30 protein-coding genes are annotated in these 22,557 nt (G+C 63.3%); all 30 read left to right on the top strand.

All coding sequences use genetic code 11. The features are described 5' to 3' along the window. Positions 1–26: 26 nt before the first annotated feature. The 30 genes from RH857_RS04695 to RH857_RS04550 all read left to right on the top strand — a co-directional run bounded on the left by RH857_RS04695 (position 27) and on the right by RH857_RS04550 (position 22,539). Positions 27–164 (top strand): hypothetical protein, encoded by a 138-nt coding sequence (locus RH857_RS04695; RefSeq protein WP_310536814.1) that lies wholly within the window; start codon positions 27–29, stop codon positions 162–164. A gap of 15 nt (positions 165–179) precedes the next feature. Next, entirely contained in the window at positions 180–1,613 is a 1,434-nt protein-coding gene (locus RH857_RS04690) for a phage terminase large subunit (RefSeq protein WP_310536813.1), read from the top strand. 325 nt (positions 1,614–1,938) lie between these two features. Continuing rightward, complete coding sequence (locus RH857_RS04685; protein WP_310536812.1) at positions 1,939–2,193, top strand: hypothetical protein; 255 nt, start codon at positions 1,939–1,941, stop codon at positions 2,191–2,193. A gap of 2 nt (positions 2,194–2,195) precedes the next feature. Continuing rightward, the gene (locus tag RH857_RS04680) at positions 2,196–3,245 is read left to right on the top strand and encodes a glycosyltransferase family 2 protein (protein WP_310536811.1); all 1,050 of its coding nucleotides are present in this window, start codon (positions 2,196–2,198) and stop codon (positions 3,243–3,245) included. Further along, on the top strand, positions 3,232–3,387 hold the full coding sequence (locus tag RH857_RS04675; RefSeq protein ID WP_310536810.1) for a hypothetical protein: 156 nt from the start codon (positions 3,232–3,234) through the stop codon (positions 3,385–3,387). Before RH857_RS04680 ends, RH857_RS04675 begins: the two co-directional genes overlap by 14 nt. A gap of 28 nt (positions 3,388–3,415) precedes the next feature. Continuing rightward, entirely contained in the window at positions 3,416–3,634 is a 219-nt protein-coding gene (locus tag RH857_RS04670) for a helix-turn-helix domain-containing protein (protein WP_310536809.1), read from the top strand. Further along, positions 3,631–4,413: an antA/AntB antirepressor family protein gene (locus RH857_RS04665; protein WP_310536808.1), complete on the top strand. Its 783-nt coding sequence runs from the start codon at positions 3,631–3,633 to the stop codon at positions 4,411–4,413. The genes RH857_RS04670 and RH857_RS04665 overlap by 4 nt, the downstream gene beginning before the upstream one ends. A gap of 32 nt (positions 4,414–4,445) precedes the next feature. Beyond that, positions 4,446–5,639, top strand: coding sequence for an RNA ligase (locus tag RH857_RS04660; protein ID WP_310536807.1), 1,194 nt, complete (start codon positions 4,446–4,448; stop codon positions 5,637–5,639). Further along, positions 5,639–6,568 (top strand): phosphatase domain-containing protein, encoded by a 930-nt coding sequence (locus RH857_RS04655; protein WP_310536806.1) that lies wholly within the window; start codon positions 5,639–5,641, stop codon positions 6,566–6,568. Before RH857_RS04660 ends, RH857_RS04655 begins: the two co-directional genes overlap by 1 nt. Next, entirely contained in the window at positions 6,568–7,077 is a 510-nt protein-coding gene (locus tag RH857_RS04650) for a hypothetical protein (RefSeq protein ID WP_310536805.1), read from the top strand. Before RH857_RS04655 ends, RH857_RS04650 begins: the two co-directional genes overlap by 1 nt. After that, the gene (locus RH857_RS04645; RefSeq protein WP_310536804.1) at positions 7,070–7,771 is read left to right on the top strand and encodes a hypothetical protein; all 702 of its coding nucleotides are present in this window, start codon (positions 7,070–7,072) and stop codon (positions 7,769–7,771) included. Before RH857_RS04650 ends, RH857_RS04645 begins: the two co-directional genes overlap by 8 nt. Then, entirely contained in the window at positions 7,768–8,109 is a 342-nt protein-coding gene (locus RH857_RS04640) for a hypothetical protein (RefSeq protein ID WP_310536803.1), read from the top strand. The genes RH857_RS04645 and RH857_RS04640 overlap by 4 nt, the downstream gene beginning before the upstream one ends. Next, positions 8,102–8,230: a hypothetical protein gene (locus tag RH857_RS04635; RefSeq protein WP_310536802.1), complete on the top strand. Its 129-nt coding sequence runs from the start codon at positions 8,102–8,104 to the stop codon at positions 8,228–8,230. The genes RH857_RS04640 and RH857_RS04635 overlap by 8 nt, the downstream gene beginning before the upstream one ends. Further along, positions 8,224–8,634, top strand: a complete 411-nt coding sequence (locus RH857_RS04630) for a hypothetical protein (RefSeq protein WP_310536801.1) — start codon at positions 8,224–8,226, stop codon at positions 8,632–8,634. Before RH857_RS04635 ends, RH857_RS04630 begins: the two co-directional genes overlap by 7 nt. Before the next feature lie 267 nt (positions 8,635–8,901). Then, positions 8,902–9,960, top strand: a complete 1,059-nt coding sequence (locus tag RH857_RS04625) for a hypothetical protein (protein ID WP_310536800.1) — start codon at positions 8,902–8,904, stop codon at positions 9,958–9,960. A 454-nt stretch (positions 9,961–10,414) separates the two neighbouring features. Then, entirely contained in the window at positions 10,415–10,549 is a 135-nt protein-coding gene (locus tag RH857_RS04620) for a hypothetical protein (protein WP_310536799.1), read from the top strand. A 574-nt stretch (positions 10,550–11,123) separates the two neighbouring features. Beyond that, the gene (locus RH857_RS04615; RefSeq protein ID WP_310536798.1) at positions 11,124–11,333 is read left to right on the top strand and encodes a helix-turn-helix domain-containing protein; all 210 of its coding nucleotides are present in this window, start codon (positions 11,124–11,126) and stop codon (positions 11,331–11,333) included. A gap of 225 nt (positions 11,334–11,558) precedes the next feature. After that, positions 11,559–12,344 (top strand): antA/AntB antirepressor family protein, encoded by a 786-nt coding sequence (locus tag RH857_RS04610; RefSeq protein ID WP_310536797.1) that lies wholly within the window; start codon positions 11,559–11,561, stop codon positions 12,342–12,344. After that, the gene (locus RH857_RS04605) at positions 12,344–12,550 is read left to right on the top strand and encodes a hypothetical protein (RefSeq protein ID WP_310536796.1); all 207 of its coding nucleotides are present in this window, start codon (positions 12,344–12,346) and stop codon (positions 12,548–12,550) included. The genes RH857_RS04610 and RH857_RS04605 overlap by 1 nt, the downstream gene beginning before the upstream one ends. A gap of 694 nt (positions 12,551–13,244) precedes the next feature. Then, positions 13,245–14,648, top strand: coding sequence for a phage portal protein family protein (locus RH857_RS04600; protein WP_310536795.1), 1,404 nt, complete (start codon positions 13,245–13,247; stop codon positions 14,646–14,648). Then, the gene (locus tag RH857_RS04595; RefSeq protein ID WP_310536794.1) at positions 14,645–15,586 is read left to right on the top strand and encodes a hypothetical protein; all 942 of its coding nucleotides are present in this window, start codon (positions 14,645–14,647) and stop codon (positions 15,584–15,586) included. Before RH857_RS04600 ends, RH857_RS04595 begins: the two co-directional genes overlap by 4 nt. Positions 15,587–15,642: 56 nt before the next feature. Continuing rightward, positions 15,643–17,157, top strand: a complete 1,515-nt coding sequence (locus RH857_RS04590) for a phage protease (RefSeq protein ID WP_310536793.1) — start codon at positions 15,643–15,645, stop codon at positions 17,155–17,157. Between the two features lie 3 nt (positions 17,158–17,160). After that, complete coding sequence (locus RH857_RS04585; protein ID WP_310536792.1) at positions 17,161–17,556, top strand: DUF2190 family protein; 396 nt, start codon at positions 17,161–17,163, stop codon at positions 17,554–17,556. Between the two features lie 20 nt (positions 17,557–17,576). Continuing rightward, the gene (locus RH857_RS04580; RefSeq protein ID WP_310536791.1) at positions 17,577–18,482 is read left to right on the top strand and encodes a phage major capsid protein; all 906 of its coding nucleotides are present in this window, start codon (positions 17,577–17,579) and stop codon (positions 18,480–18,482) included. A 6-nt stretch (positions 18,483–18,488) separates the two neighbouring features. Continuing rightward, positions 18,489–19,004, top strand: a complete 516-nt coding sequence (locus RH857_RS04575) for a hypothetical protein (RefSeq protein ID WP_310536790.1) — start codon at positions 18,489–18,491, stop codon at positions 19,002–19,004. A 5-nt stretch (positions 19,005–19,009) separates the two neighbouring features. Then, entirely contained in the window at positions 19,010–19,603 is a 594-nt protein-coding gene (locus tag RH857_RS04570; protein ID WP_310536789.1) for a hypothetical protein, read from the top strand. Between the two features lie 3 nt (positions 19,604–19,606). Continuing rightward, positions 19,607–20,056 carry a phage virion morphogenesis family protein gene (locus tag RH857_RS04565; protein WP_310536788.1) on the top strand — a complete coding sequence of 150 codons (450 nt, stop codon included), beginning with the start codon at positions 19,607–19,609 and terminating at the stop codon, positions 20,054–20,056. Next, entirely contained in the window at positions 20,053–20,667 is a 615-nt protein-coding gene (locus RH857_RS04560) for a hypothetical protein (RefSeq protein ID WP_310536787.1), read from the top strand. Before RH857_RS04565 ends, RH857_RS04560 begins: the two co-directional genes overlap by 4 nt. Positions 20,668–20,716: 49 nt before the next feature. Next, positions 20,717–21,079, top strand: a complete 363-nt coding sequence (locus RH857_RS04555) for a hypothetical protein (RefSeq protein WP_310536786.1) — start codon at positions 20,717–20,719, stop codon at positions 21,077–21,079. 2 nt (positions 21,080–21,081) lie between these two features. Next, positions 21,082–22,539 (top strand): hypothetical protein, encoded by a 1,458-nt coding sequence (locus tag RH857_RS04550; protein ID WP_310536785.1) that lies wholly within the window; start codon positions 21,082–21,084, stop codon positions 22,537–22,539. The last annotated feature ends 18 nt before the right edge of the window (positions 22,540–22,557 follow it).

The following is a 22,557-nucleotide window of genomic DNA, read 5'->3' as shown; positions in this document are numbered from 1 at the left end:
CCATCCTTCCTGCTTTCTAAGCAGTCTTGAAGTCAACCGAACCTTCAGCAGACCCCAACCTCACCGCGAACGAGGGAACGATCCAGGTCATCATGTCCCCGAAGCTGGGGGAGTCCAAGGGCATGGCCGAACCGGAGCTCGAAGTCGACCCCACCGAAGACTGACCCGGGTGCCCTGCAGTGCCTGAGATCGTCTATGAGTACACGCCCCACCCCATGCAGGAGCTCGCCCACGCGACCATCGTGGATGAGCTCATGTACGGCGGTGCCAAGGGTGGAGGCAAGTCAAGGATGGCCCGCGCCGAGGCCGTGAAGCTTGCCTTGCAGGTGCCCGGATCCCGGTCCATCATCCTGCGCCAGTCCTTCAAGGACCTCCACCGTGCTGTAGAGACCCACATGCGGAAGGAAATCCCCCTCGAACTGGCGTCCTACAACAAACAGGACCACGAGTTCGTGTTCACCAATGGCAGCATCATCGAGCTCGGCTACCTCTCCAAGGCCGCGGACCTCGACAACTACCAGGGCGCCGAGTACCAGCTCGTAATCCTGGAGGAAGCCACCCAGTTCACCGAGGAGATGTACACGTTCATGCGCGCCCAGCTGCGCGCCTCCGGGGCCCTGCAGGAACGCCTCGAGGAGCTAGGGATACGTCCCCGGTCCATCTGCACCACCAACCCCGGCGGCATCGGACACCACTGGGTTAAGAAGCGGTTCGTCGACCCATACCCCCGGGGAGGCAAGGTCTTCCGTGTCCGCCCCACCGAGGAAGACCCCAACCCCCGCACCCGGGTATTCATCCCCGCCAAGGTCGACGACAACCCTAGCTTGGGCACCGACTATGTGCACAACCTCCGCCAGCTGCCACCGGAGAAGCAGCGCGCCTATCTCGACGGGGACTGGGACATCATCGAAGGGGTGCGGTTCTCGCAGTGGCGGACCAGCCGGCACATCATCGACCCAGAGCAGATCCCGATCACCGGCCTCACTGGTCGCCGTGTCATCGCCGTCGACTACGGCTACTCGAATCCGTTCGCCGCGGTCTGGCTGTGTGAGCTCGCCGACGGGATGATCGTCCAGTACCGGGAAGCGTATGAGACCGAACTAACGGCACGGCAGCAGGCCGAGCTCATCAAGGAACTCTCGGCAGAAGAGGACGCGATCACCGGCACCCGTGCCACCGTGGTCATGGACCCGTCCATGTGGCGCCGTCCCGACGCGACGGGCCGTAAACTCAACGACCCTAACGCTCCGCCACCTGGGAGCCCGGCGCATGACTACCAGTCGGTGCTGGGATACGCGCCGATCCGTGCCGTCAACAACCGTGTGCACGGGTGGGCCCAGTTGGACGAGAAGCTCAAGGTGCAAGGGGATGGGTACCCGCGGTACCTGGTGTATTCGACCTGCAAGGACACCATCCGCACCATCCCTGCGCTGCCCCGTGACAAGAAGAATCCGGAGGACGTGGACACCAGCGCGGAGGACCATATCGCGGATGCGCTGCGCTACGGGCTGATGCACTTCGCGGGCAACAGTCATAGTGACGCGGTGTCTGCGCCGTCGCCGCGGCGTCGTGGGCAGGGGGTCTCTGATGGGATCCGAGAGGATCGCTTCTGACCCATGCTGGAAGGCTTGGGGGAGGGGTGCCCGGAAGGGTTCCTGGTGGGCCTATATGCCCTGGAATCACAGGGATGTAGGGGTAGTGGGAAGGGTTCCCGGAAGGGTTCCGGGAAGGGATGCCGGATAACGAGTAACTGGTAACGGGGAACCTGTAACCTCCTCGCTCACCTGGTCTGTGCCTTCCTCTCTTTCTTCTGAGAATTCTTCATTCAAGTCATGCTGGTGAGTCCAGTAGACGCACACGAAAAACGTGTTACAGTTGTCATGTCGCGCTGACCACGCGGCAACACTAAACCACCACCGAAGGAACACCATGCCGACCATGGCTGAGCAAAATGAACGACTCGGAACCCATGACAGAAGGCCCACCGAGATCGAAGAATGGCGCGCCAACAACGAACAACGCGCCCGCCTCAAAGCTCTCAAAGCACAACGCCACCTCGACCGGCTTTCCACCGGACTGTGCGGCATGCACCCCACCGAGCACGCCGCGCTCCTCCACGCCGAACGCCGCAAACTCGAACACTACGAGGCACGCGCGGACTACTGGGCCACCTGGACCCCCGAGCAGGGATGACCATGATCACCGCCATCATCCCCGCACACAACGAAGCCGAAACCCTACCGGCCACCATCGCCAGCCTCCGCGCCCAGACCACCAACCCCGACCGGATCCTCGTCGTCTCCGACAACAGCACCGACGAAACCCCGGAAGTCGCAAAAGCCTGCGGCGCCGAAGTCATCGAGACCGTGGACAACACAGCCAGGAAAGCAGGGGCACTGAACCAAGCCCTAGAGACCCTGCCCCGTGAAGGTCTGGTGCTGGTCATGGACGCCGACACCCAACTCGTGCCCCACTGGATCGACACGGCCCTCACCGCCCTCGAGGACCCTAACGTCGGAGCAGCCGGCGCCGTTTTCCAAGCAGCACCACCCACCAACTACCTCGAGCTCTGCCAGCACCTCGAATGGGCCCGATACGCCGAAGAAGGAGCCCGCACCCGCAAAACACTCGTGCTCTCCGGCACCGCGGCCCTCATTCGCTGGGAAGCCCTCGAAACCGTCCGGAACCACACCGGCCGCTGGTACTCCACCGAGTCCATCACCGAGGACATGGAAATAACCATGGCCCTGAAGGCCACCGGCTGGGAACTCCGATCCCCGACCGGATGCCAAGCAGTCACCGAGACCATGCCCAGCATCCGGATGCTCTTCCTGCAGCGGCGCCGCTGGAACCTCGGAGCCCTGCAGAACATCACCACCCACTGGGGAAGCCCAGTCGCTCGCCCCTACATTCGTCAACAGATCATGCTCGCAGTGTCCGTGACCCTCCTCTGGGCGCTCATCCTCCTCACCCTGATCTCCCTGGCCCTGAACGGGCCCACCGTGCCGCAACCCCTGTGGCTGGCCATCGGTGCAGTGTTCGTCACCGAGCGGGTCCTGAGCATCTGGGACCAGCCCATCCGCTACCGGCTATTCGCCGCCCTGGTGATCCCCGAGTTGGTCTACGCGCTCGTGCTGCAAGCCGCGTACATCGCCGCTGTCTGGCAGAAGACCACCGGCTCCACAGGCGTCTGGGCACACCTCACCCCCACCACAGACAAGGAACTCGCTGATGTACGGCACTGATACCACCCAGGCCGCGGCGCTGGCTGCCACCGGCACCATCCTCGGCATCGGCTGGCACGTCATCGCCGCTGGCGTCCTCATCATGGCCGGCCTCACTCTCATCACCATCGTCTCCATCCTCCGCCACAGGAGCAGCCGATGAGACGAACACAAGGACGGGGGGACCAGTGATGCTCCAAGCAGCACGCGAGAGCCCGCACGCCTATGTCATGGCGTTGATCCGGGAGCTGCAGGACCGGGGGGTCTCACGCAAGGAGATAGCCCAGCAGGCCGGCCTCTCGGAACGGACCATCACCCGCATCACCACTGGCAGGACACGGAACATCAGACCTTCGACAGTCCTCGACTTCGAAGAGGTCGCGTTTAAGAACGGAGTGAACTACCAATGAACGACCTGATTCCGATTCGGGACCACGACGGGCAGCAAGCCGTCAGCGGCCGGGACCTCCACGCATTCCTGGGCCTTGGCCGTGACTACACCACCTGGTTCAAGAAGATGACGGAGTACGGCTTCATCGAGGGTCAGGACTTTACCCCCATTCGGGGGAGAACCTCTGAGGTCGGGGGTCGGCCCAGCGTTGATCACGCGCTGACCCTGGACATGGCGAAGGAGCTCTCCATGATCCAGCGCACTGAGCGGGGCAAGCAGGCCCGCCAGTACTTCATCGAGTGCGAACGCAGAGCCAACACGCAGCAGGTGACGGCGCCGGCGGAGCTCTCCCGGTTGGAGATCCTGCAGCTGGCCCTCGAATCCGAGCAAGCCCGGGTCCAGGCCGAACAAGAACTGGAAGCCGCCCGTCCCGCCGTCGCCTACGTGGAGCGGTTCGTGTCCGAGGACGACGTCGTCACCATCAAAGCCTGGGCCGCCGAGATGGGACTCACCGAACCGAAGGCCCGGCAGCTACTGCAGGAACACCGCATCATCTACCCAAAGCCGCTGGGCAGCCGTTGGTCGCAGTCAAAGCAGCGCCTCGAAGCGGTCCACGAGTGGCGGGCCTACGCGAACTACATCACCTGGTTCGACCTGCGACCCCAGCACAACGCACCCCGCCACCACAACGGCCAGGTCCGCACCACCCTCTACGTCCGGCAATCCCACGCCCTCGATCTCGCCGCGAAGATCGGACTCACCGCCGCCCCCACACAGCCCCTCAAACTCACCGCCTGACCAGCAGCACTAAACCACCAGCAGGAGACCACATGCACATCGACGCCCTCGTACCGCCCGACATGCTGGCGCAAGATCTAGAGGACAAGATGATCCGCCGGACATCAAACCCCGACGGCACCAAGCACCTCTACGTGTACACCGAACAGGCCCAGTACAAACGCCACTGGAATGACGCCACCATCAACTGCCGCGGCCTCGTAGTCGACGCAGAGGGACGGGTCATGGCGCGCCCTTTCCCCAAGTTCTTCAACTACGGCGAACACCCTGAAGGCAGCCTGAACCTCGGGGACATGGTTGATGTCTACGACAAGCTTGACGGAAGCCTCGCGGTCCTCGCTACAGACGAGACCATCACGTCTAAAGGCAGCTTCACCAGCCACGTCGCCGACCAGGCGCGGAAGGTCTACGCCGAGAAATACGCGGGTCGATGGGAACGAGACTCTCGGCTGACCTACTGCTTTGAGTGCATCTGGCCTGAGGGACGGATCGTCTTGGACTACGGGGCCACCGAGGACTTAATCCTCCTCGGCGCCGTCGACATCGAGACCGGCCAGTACCACCTTCCCCACATGCTCCGTGAGTGGCGCGGACCGAAAGCCGAGCACTTCGGCACCATGACACTGGCCCAGGCGCTGGAGATCCCGCCCCGCCGCAACGCAGAAGGCCTGGTGATCTACGTGCACGAGACCAGCACCCTAATCAAGATCAAACAGGAGGACTACCTAGCCCTGCATCGCATCATCACCGGCACCAGCGCCATCACCGTCTGGGAAGCCCTGTCAGTCAAGCACCTCGAATCGCGCGGGGCCGAGAAGAAACACATCGTGCAGATGCTGGGAATCGGCCCAGACCGCGTCCAAGCCGCCCTGGACCTCAGGGATGACTGGGAAACCGAGATGGCCGAGCGCGTCCCGGATGAGTTCCACCAGTGGCTCAGGGACACCGCCGAGGCCCTGCGACAGAAAGCCCATCACTTAGGCGCCTCTGCCCACTATTTCGCGATGCTCACCGCCGCCCGGCGTTTCACCGACAAGAAGTCAGCAGTGCTTTACCTGCAGCAGCAGCAACCGCAGATGCCCGAAGGGCTGCGCTGGAACACCGTGCTCAACACTCTCACCCCAGAATTCACCGTGCCCGATGAAGCACCCACGCGGGTCGCGGGTGACATCTGGAAAACCATCCGACCACACGGGGCCACCTGGTCCATGAAAGGTGAACTCTGATGCCCGGACACCTCACCGTACTGCGGGGCCTCCCCGGATCAGGCAAGTCGACCTCTGCACGCCAACGAGTGGCAGAAGACCCCACTAGTCGAGTCATTGTTTCCCGCGATGGGTTCCGCACCATGCTCCGCGGCGACGGCACCCGACCACACGGGGTCCACGAGGACGAAGTAACTGCCATGAGCCATCACGCCGTGCGCACCCTCCTCGGAGCCGACAAGCACGTCTACGTGGACGACACGAACCTCCCGCACCGGAGGGTCAGGGAATGGTTCGGCCTCGCAGAACAGTGCGCCGCCACCTGGGACGTCTGCGACTTCACCAACCTCAACCTCGACACCGTGCTACGACAGAACGCCCAGCGCGAGCACGCGGTTCCTGAGGACGTAATCCGGCGCATGCACCAGAAGTTCGTCGCCGGCGGAGCAAAGACCCCAGAGCAGTGGGAGCCCGTCGGCAGCAACCATGACACCGTGACCGGTGCCCCCTACGTGCCTGATGAGTCGCTACCGCCAGCGATCATCGTGGACATCGACGGCACCCTCGCCAAGATGAACGGACGCAGCCCTTACGACTACACCCGAGTCGGAGAAGACCTCCCCAACACCCCCGTACTGGAATACATGCACGCCATCGCGGACAACACCGGAGCGGCAGTCATCTTCGTATCTGGGCGGCCCGAACAGTGCCGCGCAGAAACAGAGGACTGGCTCAGTAAACATGTTTGGCACTTCACCAAGCTCTACATGCGCTCAGATGCTGAACACGAGGACCGAGTCCGCGATGACAAGGTCAAGCTCCGTCTGTTCAACGAACACATCCGCCACAACTACAACGTGCACAGCGTCCTCGACGACCGAAGCCGCGTAGTCCAGATGTGGCGATCCCTGGGACTCACTGTCCTCCAAGTCGCTGAAGGGAACTTCTGATGAGAACACCCCTAAAGCTCCACCAGTGGGGCATGATCGCCTGGGCCGGGAACAAAGAAATCGCTATAGGCCCGGAAGCCCCGAAGGTGCAGAAGCTCGCTTTTATCGCCAAGCGCATCTACCGCCGCGCCTACGGCACTGCACCGGCCGCACGATTCGTGTTCGCGCCCCCGAAGACCACGAAAGAACTTCTCGTCGACGCCATCCAGGAGACCACCCTCGACGGTGACGCCATGACCGGCAGGTTCCCCGAGGAACGGATCGCCGAGCGGATCCTCGAGCGGTTCAACGTCACCCAGGGGGAGAAACACATCAGCATCCCCCGGCCCCGAGTCCTGCACGGTCCCGACTACCTCACCCCCGACCAGGCCACCTTCATGTACCTCCACGAGGCCGCGGACAAGCTCGAACAGTTCCACAAGCCCTTCGGCTCCAACCTCAACGCCGTCGTCGTGAAGCTCCTCCGAGACGCCGCCAACGCCACCGACCCAGGAGACGACGATGACTGAGAAGAACACCATCAACGTGAAGGTCACCGTGGACAGCGACGAGCTGCGCGAATGGGCCGGCCGCCACGCGGACGCCGGGCAGCACGGCGTCGCCCACGTCCTCTTCCAAGCCGCCAAGGACGCCGAGAGCATCAGCGAGCAGGCCATCAGGGAAGTCCAAGAGGAGGCCAAGGCCGAACTCACCCGGGAGCTGAGCGAGCGGCTGGGCTTCGGCGACGGCCGGACCGAGCCCGCTGCCGACGTCGACGACATCGTCCGGATCTGGGGCGAGATCGAGGAGGAAGCCCGCGAGCACCGGGAGTGTCCCCGCCACTGCGAACTCTGTGGGGAACGCCTGGCCACCGAACTCTGCGAGCACTGCCACGGCAGCGGCGTCGACGCGGCCGCCTGCGAGGCATCAGGGGCCTACGCAGAGTGCGAGTGGTGCGCCGGCGCCCAGTACGTCCACCCAGGCTGCGCCGAGAAGTCCTACGACGACCTCGCCGAGGAACTCACCGAGACCCGGCAGGCCCTCGCCACCCAGCAGATCGACTACCTCAACGGCATCATCCATCTACTCGATGGCGCGCTCGACATGGGGCTGGCGAACAAGATCATCACCCCCATCCAGGAGGACGGCTTCAAGCTCGTCATCCGGAACCTCAAGAACTTCCGCAACAGCAAACTCCCAGACCAGGACGGAGACCAGGAATGAACCCCGAGAAGATCGAGCCGGGGGACCGGCTGCAGTTCGACGGCAAGAGGACCGGCTGGCTCGTCCGCGGCATCACCGAGAACGGGCGCTACGCCCTGGCCACCGCCTCAATGTTCGGTGACGTCTACTACACGATCATCGACGAGTCCGCCGGGGTTCGCGGCGCCATGAACATCATCGGCGGCGGGCTTGGCATCAAGACAATCAGCGGCCCAGATCCCGATATTGATGAGGCTATCGAGCAGCTAGAGACCGGCGAGTACGGGTGGGGTATCAGTCACCGCAACCAGGTCCGCCTCAACATCACCGGCCACAAGAAGGGGAGCGCCGATGCATGACGAGATCCTGGAGCAGGAAGCCCGGGAGCAGCTCGAAGCTCAGGGCCTCGACGAGGACTCTATAGAAGCCCAACTGGACGAGATGCGCGACGCCGGAGCATTCGAGGTGCCGGAATGGTGACCCTGCAATGCCGATACATGGGAGCGGCCTACCCCGACCTCACCGGGGCCGACACCTGCGAGGGCTTCCACAAGCACACCCCCGAGGTGTTCCACCTGGCCAGTCTCCTCGCGTCACTGTTCCAGCAGAACCCGGCCCCCACTGACGAGCAGATCGCATGGTTCCTCAACGACGCCGACGCCGTGATCCGTCAGCAGCCCGTCCTCGCCACAATCGGAGGCACCATCGGGATCGAGGTCGAGAGGACTACAGGCCGGCGACTGCCGCCCGGCTGCACCGACCAGTTCAACGTCAACGGCGTCGAGTTCGTCATCCAAGACTCGGAGGGGGAACCCTCCACCCCCGAACTGCGAAGCACCTATCTCGCAGACCGTGACCTAGCGGAAGGAGACCTAGATGGCTGACCCCCGCGCCGGGCAGCTCTCACCACAGCAAGCACGCCACCTGTGGCGGCTCGCAGTGCGCCGTGACTTGAATGAGCTGCGCCGAGAACTCGCCGCCCTCGCCCCAGGATGGGCTGACCTCACCATCCGAGAACAGCGCGCCGCCAAGGGGGCCCCGTATGGGCCATCCGCCAACAGTTATCGTGAGAGAGATTGATGACCAGGGAAGATATCCCCCGGATACTCGGACAAGGCAGGCCCCTGAAAGGGATCGCTATGCGAAACCACTTGGAGAACAAGTTCCCCCTCTACCTGAAGCATGCGCAGCAGAGGGACGCGGACTCCGGCGAAATGAGGCTCAACCCCTACCCTCTCGTCTACAACCAAGGGCCTGCCGAAGCGTTCTGGAGCCTTCCCAGGGACGAATGGGTCTGGGAAAAGGACCTGGGAGTCATGGCGCCTATGGCCGACCACACATGGACTGAGTCGCAGCCCGAGGTTCCGCTCAGTAGAGTTCTCACCCGGTTGCCTGATCACCGGATCAGAGCGATGGAAGCACAGCGGCGTATGGAGCAAGGCAAGAACTACGCAGAGAATCCACGCCGGAAGATCGCCACTCATATCGCTACACAGCGCGCAGACGGCATACTCCAGGCGTACCGAAGCGAGTATGACTCAGCACTGCTCGCAGGTAATGACGTCCTCGCCGAGGCGAAACTGCGCGAGCTGCAAGCGAAAGAACAAGAGCTGGAGGGCACCCACTGGGTGCACGAAGTCCGTACCTACGTAGAAACGGCCAAAGGCTTCTCCCAAGATACTTTCCCCGTGGTAAAGGTCATGGTGGATGAGTTCGGAGGATTCGTCGGGCGTACTCCTGAGCCGGATGCGCCGATGTTCGAAGAGCCTGATGCAGCCGATCCGTTCGCTTACCTCGCTTACTACAGGGCCCACCAGGACGTCGGCATGAGCCCTGCCACGGACTTTCGTCAGTTCGCAGTGGATGCGGCGTTCTCCGCTATGTACACCCTGTCGTTGGCAAACTGTCGTAACGTCACCCTTGACGAGGAGCAGGGCCGAGTACGGTCCCGGCAGCTGCGCAAAAATCTGGGTCCTGATGGGGAGAAGGAGCACGTCTATAGCGTCATCAACCTAGACCGTGCTGGCCCTGGAGACTCGTCGACAAAAGGAGAGAGAGGGCTCGGCCGATTGCACTTCGTACGCGGCCACTTCAAGACCTACACCGAGGAAAACAAGCTGCTCGGCCAGCACGTTGGCACGTTCTTCTGGTCAAACCACGCGCGAGGGGACCGCGGAAACGGTGAAGTTCAAGCACACTATGAAATCTAGAGACCACGCAAAGTGAGAGGCCGAGCTCATCGCCGCGATCATCAAGAACCAGGTCTAACTGGCACCAAACCCTTACCGTGGTGCGCCACATCCTCTTCCCTTGTCCCCCCAGCTCGATAGCCTTAAGGCAAGCACTCGGACACCTGGAAGGACCACCATGAACGCCGCAGAAGACAACGCCCCTAACGCACCCAAAGGTTTGAGAGGATTCTGGTCCTCCAAATCGATCATAGAGAAGAGCAGCATCGTCCTGATGGCGACGGTTGCAGGCTTCATGCTCATTGTTTGGATCACCCAAGGAGGGGGAGGTGAATCTGGACGATCCGAAGCAGTACAGGAACTTCGGAACGCCTACGATCATTGCTCTGATCGTCATGATGTATCCCGGACCATAGATCGTCACGTGACAGCTGCTGATGCTTCGAGTGCCCGGTGTATAGGGCAGCAGCTCGATATGGCTCCCTCTGACGTTGACCGCATCTTTAGTGACGCCCCGGGTGAGCGCCGAGGGACCACCGGATGGGGCGAGTACCGTGCCTACTGGGGATACGAAGACAGGTGGGAGGTCCGGTTCGTAGCGGAGGACTGATGCTTGATCCCTACCCGCCGAGCACGTGGTTTAGAGACATCCCACGCGGAGCATCCCACACGGGGTCGCAGGTTCTAGGTGCACTGTCCTTATGTCGAAGGACGAGTGGATGACGGACTGCCGCAAAGCGTTTATCGAGATTGTCAACGAGTTACCCGAGGTTGACGTGACCATCTGGACCGACGGTCAAGACGATCGCGGCTCGAGCTTCAAGCAGTAAGGGCTCAACGCGTGACCACAGAGCGTGCGCCCCGTGATCGAAGTCTGGTGTCTCGTTTGTGTCGAACTCTACGACCTGAGCTTCGGGAAGAACTTCGATCATGACCTCATCGTGAGGTCCGGGAGACTGGTCTATCTGGTCTGGCGCGAATCGCAGCCAGAGCGACCGGCCGTGCCACCCGTTCACCCGAAGGAGCACACTGATAGTGAGCCATCCTTCATCGGAAACCTCGCGTTCGTAGGTGTGTCCCTCACGTATCACCCTAAGAATCGCTGGCATAGGGTCCCTTTCGCTAGTTACTCGGACCAGCCTACTTAAACCCCACCTGACTGGGCCCCCAACTAAGATAGAAATGTGGACGAAAAGATGAAGCAACAGCTCATCGCAGAGTTGCAGCAATCGCATGCAGATCAGCAGGTAGCCCGCGCGCGAGCAACAGCCGCGTCCGCTGAACGCCGTCGCGTCATTCGGAAGGCAATGGATGAAGGGATGCCGCGTCAGGAGATTGCCGACGCTCTCGGCGTTCATCGGCAGACTCTCTACCGCATTCTCAAAGGCGAGTAGACACACCTTCCCGGAGTGGTTGTACAGGGTGCAGGTATAGGGTTATAGTTGGCTGTGTACCTGCACCGGGTACATTCAAGGTCAATAAGAACCCCGATACACGCCTGGTCAGGGCGCATACCGGGGTTCAGCCACACCAGGAAGATTCTTGGCGGAACACCTGATGTGGCACCCGATGAGGGTGCGTCGATTCTATCGGCACATCCGGAAAGCGAGACACTGGTCATGTCAGCACAACTCATACCCATCCGCGACCAGGACGGCCGCCAGGCTGTCAGTGGCCGCGACCTCCACTCCTTCCTTGAGGTCACCACTCCATACACCACCTGGATCTCTCGCATGATCGAGTACGGATTCACTGAGGGCCAGGACTTTCTAACATTTTTGTCAGAAAGTACCGGAGGCCGCCCCAGTACGGATCACGCGCTCACCCTGGACATGGCGAAGGAACTCTCCATGATCCAGCGCACTGAGCGGGGCAAGCAGGCCCGCCAATACTTCATCGAGTGCGAACGCAGAGTGAAGGCTCTTCAGCCGAAGGAGATCTCTCCCGCGGAGCAGATGGCGCTCGGCTTGCAGGCCGCGCAGAAGCTCCTCGCGGAGAAAGACACCAAGATCGCGGAACTGGCACCCAAAGCTGAGGCGTGGGACGACGTCGTCGGCGCCAAAGGGACCATGAGCTTCCGGGACGCGGCGAAAGTCCTCCATGAGCACGGAGTCATCAGCATCGGCGGCAACCGTCTCATCGACAAATGCCTCGAATGGGGGTGGTTATACCGACCCAACACCAACAGCGAAGGCAAAACCCCCGCAGTACGCGCCAAGCAGGCCAAGATCGAACAAGGAATTTTCGTCGAGAAAGCCACCACCTACACCGACCGGTGGACCGGCGAGAAGAAGATCAGCACCGCCCCTCAAGTCCGCGTCACCGGTAAAGGCATCGACGCCATCCGTAAACGCCTCGCCAAGCAGGAAACCGAACAGCCGGCACTCGAGGGGGTGGCAGCCTGATGAAAACCACCCTCCACCGCAACGAAGTCCGCAAAGTCGACGGCGGATACGAACTCGTCATCCAAATCGACAGCGAAACCCACGACCATCTCATCAACGAGACTCGCAAGTTCCGAGAAGAATGGGACAAAGATACCTTCGTCGAAGACATGGCAGCAGTCGACCTCCTCCTCTGGTGCGACCGCATGTACCCCCGCACGGACTGACCAACCGAGCCACTAAACCACCAAGCACCCCAGCACCACCTGATAGGTCTGGCCCCACAGAACACACACTGCGGGGCCAGACCTCGTTCAATATGCGGCCAACCGAAGAGGGCCATTGGCGTCCATCCCACCAAGTTGGAAGATGACCGTCATGCTTACGATATGACCGCAAGAACAGGAAGCAACGGGACCGAAATACAAGTGCGGGTGAACGCGCCGGGATCGCCTACCCCGCACGAGGAGAACTTGAGCTCTGCTGTTCGCAGCGAACTCGAGAAAGTGCTGCAGGAAGTACCTACAAGGTGATCGTCGCAGTCCCGTCCTGTTCCAAAATGCTCACGAGGTCGTTGACGCGCTCTCTAGCGCGGGCCGCATCATCCTCAGAAAGCGGCTCAAGGAAGTCAACGTCAACCTCTGCCTCGGGGCTAAGATTCAAGATGACTGGATCTCCGTCATCAGGCGAACCCAAACGCACCTCCACAGTGACCTGCAACCTAGAAACAACCCGATTGAGGGCCAAAAGGACTGCCGCCTGCGCGGCATCTACCTCCCAGGTTCGCCGCACCGTGAATCGCGCCCTTGCAGACATGAAATTCCTTTCATAGACCTTAAGGCCAGCGTACTTCAGCGTGAACAACCGTAAGGGAGACACGCGTCCCACAGGTGAACGTACTCCTGGGGTTACCTCGGGGGTATGGCGCCCACTATCCCTACCCGTGAGATTGGTACCCCCGGCGGTCTGACGGCTACCCGGAACCGTCGCACCGGTAACACGACGTACGAGGTCGACCCCCTCGAAGAGAACCGGGAGCTGCGCTTCCCGCAGTCCATCCCCGTCTACGACCGGATGCGCTCCCAGGATGGGCACATCGAGTCCATCATCTCCGCGATTACCCTCCCGGTGCTGAAAGCCGATTGGCAACTGACTGGGGACGTAAAACCAGAGGTCATGGCGCTGGTGCGTGACTCGCTGGGCATTCCGGCAGCAGGGGAGGCCCGGGCCCGGAACCTCGGCTACGGGATCTCCTGGCGCGAGCACGTGTCCCAGTGCGCCGCCACCCTGTTGTGGGCAGGCTTCATGCCCTTCGAACAGGTCTACGTCGTCGACGAAGCGACCGGGCGGGTGCACCTGCGGAAGCTCGCCCCCCGACCGCCCCGGACCATCACGAACATCGAGGTCGGTCAGGACGGTGGCCTAGAAGCCATCTACCAGACACCCGTGTGGTCACCGGGCGCTTCGCTGCTGGAAGAGAAGCGCATCACCGTAGACCGACTGGTGATGTACACCCACCGGAAGGAGGGGGCCGACTGGACAGGGCGGTCCATGCTCCGGTCTTCCTACAAGCACTGGCTCATCAAGGACGTGCTGCTGCGTCTAGACGCCCAGGCCGCCGAGCGGGGCAGCATGGGGATCCCCGTCGTGAACTACGACAAGCCCGAAGAGAAGCAGCTAGCCGAGGACATCGCGGAGAACCTCCGCGCCGGTGCCACAGCAGGCGTCGCTCTGCCCCAGAGCATGAAACTCACGATCATCGGCGTGCAAGGGAACACCGTCGACCTCGTGCCCCGGATCCGGTACCACGACCAGGAGATCGCACGCAGCGCCCTGGCAATGTTCCTAGACATCACCAGCAACGAGAACGGCTCCCGCGCCCTAGCCGAGCCGATCCTCGAAGTCTTCATGGACAGTGTGCAAGCATTCGCTGACGGGATCGCCGAGACCGCCACCGAGCACATCGTGCGGGATCTCGTGCGCCTGAACTTCGGAGACGAGGAACCATACCCGGAACTGGTGGCCGGAGACCTGAAGGCCGCACGCGGGATCGCCGTAGACCATCTCAAAACCCTCGTCGACGCAGGGATCATCCGCCCAGACGACAAGCTTGAGGACCATCAGCGCAGCCAGTACGGGCTCCCCGAACGTGACACTGAGACCACCCGGACACCACAGGCAAACCAGCCCGTGCCCGCTCCCTCGTACTCCGACACTGCCGTGGTCCAAGACGAGCTGCCCGGTCTGCAGGATCTCACCGAGCAGTTGAAGCAGAACACCGCGGCCCGGCGCCGCTGGTACGCATCCCGGCAGGCAGATGCATGACACCGCCCTTCACCGTCCGCGACCAGCTGACCCTCGCCGCACTCCTCGCCGCCGACGAGGACCAGCAACTCATCTTCCTGCAGGACCAACACGCAGCCGGCCTCGCACCCTCCAACGCCACCCGACCACTCCACGAGCACGAGCTGCGCGCCCAAGCCCGGTTCGCTGACCTCGAAAGTGACCGAGACGCCGCCATCGCCCAGCTAGAACCCGAACTGCAGGCCCTCCACGACCTGATCAAAGACACCTACACCCGCGAGCTCTTCGGCGACGACGATGACCCCGACGCCGAACTCCCAGCGGACGAGGCAATCCAGCGAGTCCACCACCTGACCACACACCAGCCCGAAGAGGTGCAGGAAGCCGAGCAACGACTCCTACCCGTCATCGCCGGGGTCCTGGCCGCACAGTACGTGCTCGGCGGCCGCCGCGTCATCCAGGAAGCCGAACGCCAAGGCATCCCCACCAGCAACACCACCCCCTCCCAGGTCGGCAGCGAGACCTTCCAACCAGGGGCCCGCGCAGTCACCACACACCCCTGGCGCAGGATCGGCGGCAAAGTCGAGGAGACGTTCACGCGGCCGGAGACCATCACGCGGGGGTCCGTTAGTCGCCGAGACGTGAACCGAATCATGGACACCATCGTGGTCGACGGCACCAAGGATGAAGCACGCCAGCAGATTAACGGAGTCGGCGGGATTGGCCGGATCGAAACTGTCGAGGCCAACGATGAACTCGAACCAGATGAGATCTGGGCCTCCGCGATCATGGACGGGTACGCCTGCGAGTCCTGCGGTGGCTTCGACGGGGTCTACTTCGCCACGCTTGAGGAAGCTCGCAGTTACTTCCCGCAGGGCCAGAACATCATGTGTCAGGGCGGCGGCCGGTGCCGGTGTCTGCTCGTCTTCATCTTCCGCGACCCCTCGGCTTCCGCGTAACAACCCAGGCCCTCGCCTCCCACACGGGAAGCGGGGGCCTTCCCATGCTCCGGGACATGGACCACGTCACTATTGCCAACGTCGAACTCCTGAAGACCGGCACCTGGCAGGCCAGCACAGGTGAAGTCACCATCACCCGGGACGACCTGCAGAACATCGTTACCGCCTTCGAGGCCCGCACGCTTCCACTGGCAGTCATCAAGATCGGCCACACCGACCCCCGCTTCGAGAACCCCGACTGGGACGGTGAGCCCGCCTACGGTCAGGTCGACAACCTCCGGATCGTCGACACTGAGACCGGCTCCACCCTCGTGGGTGACTACATCAATGTGCCCGCCGAACTGGCGCAGAAGCTGCCCTCCGCCTATCCGCAGCGATCCGTGGAGATCGATTGGCAGGTAGAGCTTCGTAACGAGAAGGACGAAGTCGTCGAGTCCTACCCGGTCGTTATGACGGCGGTGTCCCTGCTGGGCGCCACCCCGCCGGCCGTGAAGGGCCTGGCGGATGTTCACGCCGCCTTCAAGCAGCGCAAGTCCCAGCTCAGCATTCACCACACCGGTAAGTCCACGCGCCTGACCGCCCGGTTCGCCTACCCGGGGGGTCACACCTCCGAGTCCCTGCGCAAGGCGCTACGCGACGCGGTCAAGGGCGCCGTCACCAACGGATTCGCGTGGGTAGAGGACTTCGACGACGAGCACGTCTGGTACGAGATCGAGACCCAGACCAGCGACGCCACCGGGGACGTGGACTTCTCCTTCAGCTCCTGGCAGGACACCTACACCGTCCAGGACACGGGAGCCGTGGTCCTCAACGGGCAACCGGTCCAGGTCCAGGTCAAGCGCACCTACGAGCCGGTACCGACCCCCTCCTTCTCCCAGGGTGCTGGCGTCCCACACGAGCCTTCCCAGAAGCCGGATGGTGCCGCCATGGGCGCATCACAGCAGACCGAGCCTGCGTCCTCCACACCGGATGAAGGAGAACAGCAGATGTTCACCGACAAGCACCTGCGGGTGCTGCGAGCTGAGTTCGGGCTCTCCGAGGACGCCACTACTGAGGAAGTCCTCGAAGCCATCGAGAACCACGACGACACCCCTGAGGCGCCCGAGGCACCTGAGGACAACGACAACGAGACCCCGGAGACTCCCGAGGCGCCTGAGGACAACGACAACGGCCAGGGCGCAGAGCTCGCCGCAGCCGCACAGTTCAAGGCTCCCGAAGGCACCGTACTGCTGAGCGAGGCCCGGTTCAACGAGATGCAGACCCAGCTCTCCGGAGCGCTCACCCAGCTCTCCGACATCCGCGCGGAGAAGGACAAAGAGCGCCGTGACGGCATCATTCGCTCCGCACTGAAGACCGGCCGCATCGTCCCCAGCGAGGCAGAGAAGTGGCGCAAGGGCCTGGACGACAACGAGCAGCTGACCGCGTCGCTGCTCTCCAGCCTGCCCAAGGGCCACAGCTTCTCCACCGAGGAGCTCGGCTCTGACCTCGCCGCCTACGCGCACGACGCCGACGAGGTCATCGACCAGAAGACCGCCGAGATGGACACCCATTTCTTCAAGGGAGGCAAGTGAACCATGCCCGCAAAGACTGTCGCCTACTTCCGTCCAGGTCAGGACATCACAGGTCTGGCCACCACCGACGTGACCGCTGAGCGGATCGCATACTTCGCCACCCCGCCGGCCGGATCCGACCAGATCGTGCATGTCCAGGCCACTCGCGATGAAGCCGGGGAGATCCCTGCCGGTGTCGTGGGATTTGCCGTGCCGGCTGGTCAGACCACCCACGTGGCGGTCTCTGGTGTGCAGCCCATCCTCACCGCCACTGAGGCGCGCAAGGGTCAGGCAGCATATGCAGACGCCGAGGGCCGTGTCACCACCGATTCCGCCGCCGGCGCCAACGCCCACGTCGGCGTGTACGTTCGCCCCGCCGCAGCCAACAGCGCCGCCGTCGTCAAGCTCAACCTCTCCTGACCCTCGGAAGGAAACCGATCATGATCTACCCCCCGAACAAGGTTCCTGCCGAGTACGGCAAGGAATTCATCACCAACCCCACACGGGTCCGCCGGGTCCTGGAGGATCTGACCTTCCAGAACAACCTCGCTGACTTCATCTTCGCCCCCGGGGATGCCAACAACGGCGGCGTCGTGTACGACCGTGTGACCCCCGAGTCCGCAGCGAACCAGCGCACCCGTGGCGCTGAAGAGCGTGCCCCGGGCACTGAGTTCACGCAGATCGACGTCGGCGACGTGGAGCCCCTCTACGACGTCGCCAAGGAGTACGGTGCTGAGATCGAGATTCCGTTGCGCACCATCAAGCGCAGCGAGAACCGGGCCATCCAGCGCTACGTGCGCCACCTGGCAGATGCCGTCATTCGCAAGATCGACGGAATCACGATGGCCAAGCTCGAGGCGGACCAGGACATCCACGAGTACGGACTCGACACCGAGTGGGCCTCCGCTACCTCCGACCCGATCAGCGACCTGATCCTCGCCCGCGGTCAGGCCGAGGACAACCCCACCGACAACCCGGCCCTGGCCTACAACATCAACACCGTGGTCATCAACCCCGCAGACCTGCGCCGGTACCTCTGGGCCCGTAAGGAGATCCGCGAGGAGCTGACCAAGGCCACCGAGGTCACCAGCCCCATCGTGGACCCCTACTTCGAGGGCTACCTGGGCCTGAACTGGGTGCCTTCCAACCGTGTCCGCGCCGGCCAGCTGTGGCTGATCGACCGCGACAAGGCCGGTGCTCTCGGCGACGAGGACAACGGCATCCAGACCGACGAGTGGGACGACAAGAAGCGCCGCGTCAAGGTCTACCAGGCATGGCGCAGCGTGGTCCCCTACATCACCGACCCCGGGGCCATCGTCAAGGTCACCGGATTCGCAGGAGCGTGATCGTCAGTGACTGACATTCTCAGCGACGCCCCCCGCGGCAACGCATCCACCAAGGAATGGACGGAGTACGCCATCTCCAAGGGCGTGGAGGAAGCCGAGCTCAAGGACCTCACCCGTGATGAGATCCGCGAGCTGGTGGAAGCCCGAGCCAAGCAGACGGCTGACACCTCTGCCCCCTCGGAGGACACCACCGAGAACGACGGTCAGGAGACCGAGAACGTCGAGGCCCCAGCCGCCCCGGCCGTCCCGGACTTCTCGAAGTTCACCGGCGCGCCGGCTACTGCACCCCAGGGTGTGGTCGCCGGCGCGGGTGACGCCCAGACTGAGGCACCGGCACCCGCAGCGAATGGCCATGAGGTCCAGGTCGACGACGGAACAGTGCACGCCATCGTCGTCAAGGGCGTCTACCAGCTCACTACCAAGGACGGTGTGCGCAAGCAGGCCCACAAGGGCGACACCGTCATCGCTACCGCGGAGAAGATCGACCGCGGCGTCAAGCACGGATTCCTCCAGAAGGTCTAAGGCGAATGCCCGAAACCCCCACAGCGCCGGCCTGGGGAGTCACTGTCACCGACGTGGTGGCGCTGGCTTCCCAGGCCGATGTGCACCCAGACGCCACCGGGGAAACGATCCCCGTAGAAGATGATGTCTTCGGTGGCGCCCAGGCTCAGATCAATAAGCGCATCAAAACGTCTGTCGTAGAGAAGTGGATTCTCGACGCCGGGAACGCCGTCAGCATCGCCCTGATGCGCCGGCACCGTCTGGGCGTCGACGTGCTCACTGAGTTTGAGTCCGCGCTGCCCACGGTCGTCAAGACCCATGCGGCCGCGATCCTGGTGGACGCCGCCTACCCCCAGCGCGCCGGAGTCCAAGACAACGCCTCCTACGGCAACGTGCTCTGGCAGCGGTACAGGGTAATGCTCGAGGACCTCAAGGAAGCACTCGATGACCTGATCGCGAACCCGCCCACCACTGAGGACCCCACGCCGCGGCTAGGCCCCGCCGGGGGATTCCCGCCCCCGATCTTCCGAGACGAATGGGTCCGGGAGAACACACCCGAGGACTTCGACGGGGTCGCGCCCGGCGCAGAGGTGCCCGACTACCTGCGACGTGGGTGGTGACAGATGCCGTACACCCTCAGATTCGACGGGTCCGGGCTCAAGCCCTTCCGGATGATGCTGGACCGCTTCGGCGACAATGTCAGCGACATGCGACCGGCCCTGGACAAGATGGCCGACGCCTACGCAGGGGAACAAGCAGAGCGGTTCGCGGCTGGAAACTGGGCGCCACTGTCACTGAAGTACGCGGCCTGGAAGAACGCCCACTACCCGGGTGCCCCGATCCTGACCCGTACTGGTGAGCTACGCGACTCCATGAGCACCCGACCCTTCGGTGTCGAGGACATCAGCAACCACCGACTGATCGCTGGCACCCAGGTCGAGTACGCCCAGTACCACCAGAACGGGATGGGCAATAACCCTGTCCGCAAGATCGTCGACGACATGCCCGGTGAGCTCGAACGCCGATTCGCGGACATCCTCCATCAGCACGCCTTCCAAGGGGTCAGCACATGATCGGCCACGAGACCATCGTCCGCGCCCTGGTCCGGCTCCTGAACACGCAGGGGGAGCCGGTCGCGCGCTTGGTCGAGAAGCACACCCCGGAGGTTCCGGCCGGGGCGATCATCACCCCCAAAGGCGAGGACATTCATAGCGCCTGGGCAGACATCGTCTCCAAGGGTCGATTCCCGACCTGGATGGTGGTGCCTAGGGACACCCCGACCCGCGGTGGAACCACTCAGATACGTGAGTCCGACGGCGTCTACGACGAAACCCGGTGGACCTACCCCTTCCGTATCGCAACCCATGTGACCGACGGGGACGAGTACAAAGCTGCCCGGCAGCGGTACCGGCTCCTGCTGGTGATTCGGACCATTCTGGTCCAGACCAAGCTGCTGTACGCCAACCACGAGACTCCTGCCATGGCGACGGAGAAAGCGATCATCGACTTCACCAACTACGTGGAGATCGTCGGCGGTCAGTCCTACAGCACCAAGACCGAGAAGCACTTGCTGGAAGCCTTCACGGACTTCGACGTGATCGCCACAGAACTGACCCCTCACATTCGTATCCCCGTGGGCCTCGTTGAGACCGCACACACCCCAGAGACGGGCCTGATCCCTTAAGCAAGCTGGCGTCCCACACGCGCCGCTCTGCCGGTCACATGGTGGCCGCATGACACAGATCAGCGTGCACAACCCCAACGGGGAGCCGGTCGTCTTCACCAGCGAGGGACACAGTCTCGCGCCGCACACCACCCGGACTGTCACCGCAGATGACCGGGTGAACCGTCTCCTGGCTCGCGGCCGCCTGATCCCTGGCGCCACCGCCCCAGCACAGGAGGAGCCCATGCCAGAGCCGACCCCTCGGAAGCGGCGCAGCTCCGGCAAGCAGACCCACGTCGCCCCTGCGGAGACCAAGACACAGATCCCCGCCCCCACCGAGACCACCCCGGAGGAATCCGGGGATCACGGGAGCACCGACACCGGTGACACCCAGACCACCACCAGCGAAACCACCGCAGAGGAGACCAGCTGACCATGGCACGAAACATCGGTGTCAACCTCACCAGCAGCACCCAGTCCGGACCCACCAACATCTCCGCACCGGCAGGCATCTTGCACATCGCAGGCGCCACCCAGGCAGGCCCCACCGGCCGCGCGGAGCACATCCGATCCTTCGCCAACTACCAGGACGTCTACGGCGCCCGCACGGCCTACTCCGCGGACATGTTCGACACCGCCCGCGTCTTCTTCCAGGAAGGCGGCGCCGACCTCCTGGTGTCCCGCGTGGTCGGCCCCGCCGCTACCCCCGCCGCAGTGGAGCTCACCACCGCCAGTGAAGACCTCACCCCCCTGGTGCGTGTCGAGGCTGCCTTCGCCGGCGGATTCGCCAACGGATACCAGGTGCAGGTGGAAGGCACCGACGGCGCCTACACCGTCCGGATCCTCGACACCACCGGCGAAGTCGTGGCCTCCTGGTCCCGTATCACCTCCGTGGCCCAGCTGGTCGAGCGCGCTGGTTACACCGGTGCTTGGACGATCCAGTCCCTGACCGAGGAGCCCGAGAATTTCAACCTCGCCACCGGGACCTTCGACCTGGCCGGCGGCGCCGATGACCGGGAGAACATCACGGTGGCCTCCATCATGGAGGCTCTGGACGATGCTGGTACGTCCGGTGAAGGCGGCGCCGTCGCAGTCCCGGGTTACCCGGCTGATGTCATCGGCGGGGAACTGGCCACCTACGCGCAGGAGCACCGGAAGATCGCCCTGCTGGCTGGCGAGCGTGACGCAACCGTCGGAGAGATTGAGACCCTCTCCGCAGAGCTGCAGGCCACCCTGCCCGGCGAGTACGCGGGACTCTTCTACCCCTGGGTGCGGATCCCCGACGGCAACTCCACCCGGCTCATCTCCCCAGAGGGTTACGTGGCCGCTGTGCGCGCCCGCGCCTTCCAGGGTGGAGAGTTCTGGACGACTCCCGCCGGACTGCCCGCACGGGCCCGCTACGTCACCGGCACCGCAACCCCCATCACCAGTGATGTCCTGGACCGCCTGGATGACGCCTTCGTCAACGGCATCGAGTCCGCCGGCGGACCCGTCTTCCTTAACAACTGGTCCAGCCTCTCGGCAGACCGCGAGAACTGGGGCCTGCTGAAGTCCCGCGACATCATCAACAACCTCAAGCGGCTCTTCCAGTCAGTGCTGCAGCAGTACATCTGGCGCACCATCGACGGCAACGGGATCCTCCTGGGGCAGATCGAATCCGAGATCGAGGGTGTGCTCGCCCCTATCGCTGACGCCGGTGGTCTCTACGCCGAGCAGGACAGCGCCGGGGAGCTCCTCCACCCCGGATACCGGGTCAACGTCGACGCCACCAACAACACGACCACGACCCTGTCCCGCAATGAGCTCTACGCCGATGTGGCAGTGAAGCTCTCCCCGGTCGCGAAGCTCATCAACGTCGAGATCACGAAGGTGCCGCTGGCGGCATCCCTCTGACAAGAATCACTCACTTAG

Source organism: Nesterenkonia flava (genome assembly GCF_031432335.1).
Lineage (GTDB): Bacteria > Actinomycetota > Actinomycetes > Actinomycetales > Micrococcaceae > Nesterenkonia > Nesterenkonia flava.
The sequence above is the reverse complement of the archived record's forward strand: the minus strand, read 5'-3'. Positions and strand labels throughout refer to the sequence as shown.

Coding starts and splice junctions, on each gene's coding strand:
- RH857_RS04685 (WP_310536812.1), top strand. CDS start 1,939: ATGGCTGAGCAAAATGAACGACTCGGAACCCATGACAGAAGGCCCACC.
- RH857_RS04680 (WP_310536811.1), top strand. CDS start 2,196: ATGATCACCGCCATCATCCCCGCACACAACGAAGCCGAAACCCTACCG.
- RH857_RS04675 (WP_310536810.1), top strand. CDS start 3,232: ATGTACGGCACTGATACCACCCAGGCCGCGGCGCTGGCTGCCACCGGC.
- RH857_RS04670 (WP_310536809.1), top strand. CDS start 3,416: ATGCTCCAAGCAGCACGCGAGAGCCCGCACGCCTATGTCATGGCGTTG.
- RH857_RS04665 (WP_310536808.1), top strand. CDS start 3,631: ATGAACGACCTGATTCCGATTCGGGACCACGACGGGCAGCAAGCCGTC.
- RH857_RS04660 (WP_310536807.1), top strand. CDS start 4,446: ATGCACATCGACGCCCTCGTACCGCCCGACATGCTGGCGCAAGATCTA.
- RH857_RS04655 (WP_310536806.1), top strand. CDS start 5,639: ATGCCCGGACACCTCACCGTACTGCGGGGCCTCCCCGGATCAGGCAAG.
- RH857_RS04650 (WP_310536805.1), top strand. CDS start 6,568: ATGAGAACACCCCTAAAGCTCCACCAGTGGGGCATGATCGCCTGGGCC.
- RH857_RS04645 (WP_310536804.1), top strand. CDS start 7,070: ATGACTGAGAAGAACACCATCAACGTGAAGGTCACCGTGGACAGCGAC.
- RH857_RS04640 (WP_310536803.1), top strand. CDS start 7,768: ATGAACCCCGAGAAGATCGAGCCGGGGGACCGGCTGCAGTTCGACGGC.
- RH857_RS04635 (WP_310536802.1), top strand. CDS start 8,102: ATGCATGACGAGATCCTGGAGCAGGAAGCCCGGGAGCAGCTCGAAGCT.
- RH857_RS04630 (WP_310536801.1), top strand. CDS start 8,224: ATGGTGACCCTGCAATGCCGATACATGGGAGCGGCCTACCCCGACCTC.
- RH857_RS04620 (WP_310536799.1), top strand. CDS start 10,415: ATGGCTCCCTCTGACGTTGACCGCATCTTTAGTGACGCCCCGGGTGAG.
- RH857_RS04610 (WP_310536797.1), top strand. CDS start 11,559: ATGTCAGCACAACTCATACCCATCCGCGACCAGGACGGCCGCCAGGCT.
- RH857_RS04605 (WP_310536796.1), top strand. CDS start 12,344: ATGAAAACCACCCTCCACCGCAACGAAGTCCGCAAAGTCGACGGCGGA.
- RH857_RS04600 (WP_310536795.1), top strand. CDS start 13,245: ATGGCGCCCACTATCCCTACCCGTGAGATTGGTACCCCCGGCGGTCTG.
- RH857_RS04595 (WP_310536794.1), top strand. CDS start 14,645: ATGACACCGCCCTTCACCGTCCGCGACCAGCTGACCCTCGCCGCACTC.
- RH857_RS04590 (WP_310536793.1), top strand. CDS start 15,643: ATGGACCACGTCACTATTGCCAACGTCGAACTCCTGAAGACCGGCACC.
- RH857_RS04585 (WP_310536792.1), top strand. CDS start 17,161: ATGCCCGCAAAGACTGTCGCCTACTTCCGTCCAGGTCAGGACATCACA.
- RH857_RS04580 (WP_310536791.1), top strand. CDS start 17,577: ATGATCTACCCCCCGAACAAGGTTCCTGCCGAGTACGGCAAGGAATTC.
- RH857_RS04570 (WP_310536789.1), top strand. CDS start 19,010: ATGCCCGAAACCCCCACAGCGCCGGCCTGGGGAGTCACTGTCACCGAC.
- RH857_RS04565 (WP_310536788.1), top strand. CDS start 19,607: ATGCCGTACACCCTCAGATTCGACGGGTCCGGGCTCAAGCCCTTCCGG.
- RH857_RS04560 (WP_310536787.1), top strand. CDS start 20,053: ATGATCGGCCACGAGACCATCGTCCGCGCCCTGGTCCGGCTCCTGAAC.
- RH857_RS04555 (WP_310536786.1), top strand. CDS start 20,717: ATGACACAGATCAGCGTGCACAACCCCAACGGGGAGCCGGTCGTCTTC.
- RH857_RS04550 (WP_310536785.1), top strand. CDS start 21,082: ATGGCACGAAACATCGGTGTCAACCTCACCAGCAGCACCCAGTCCGGA.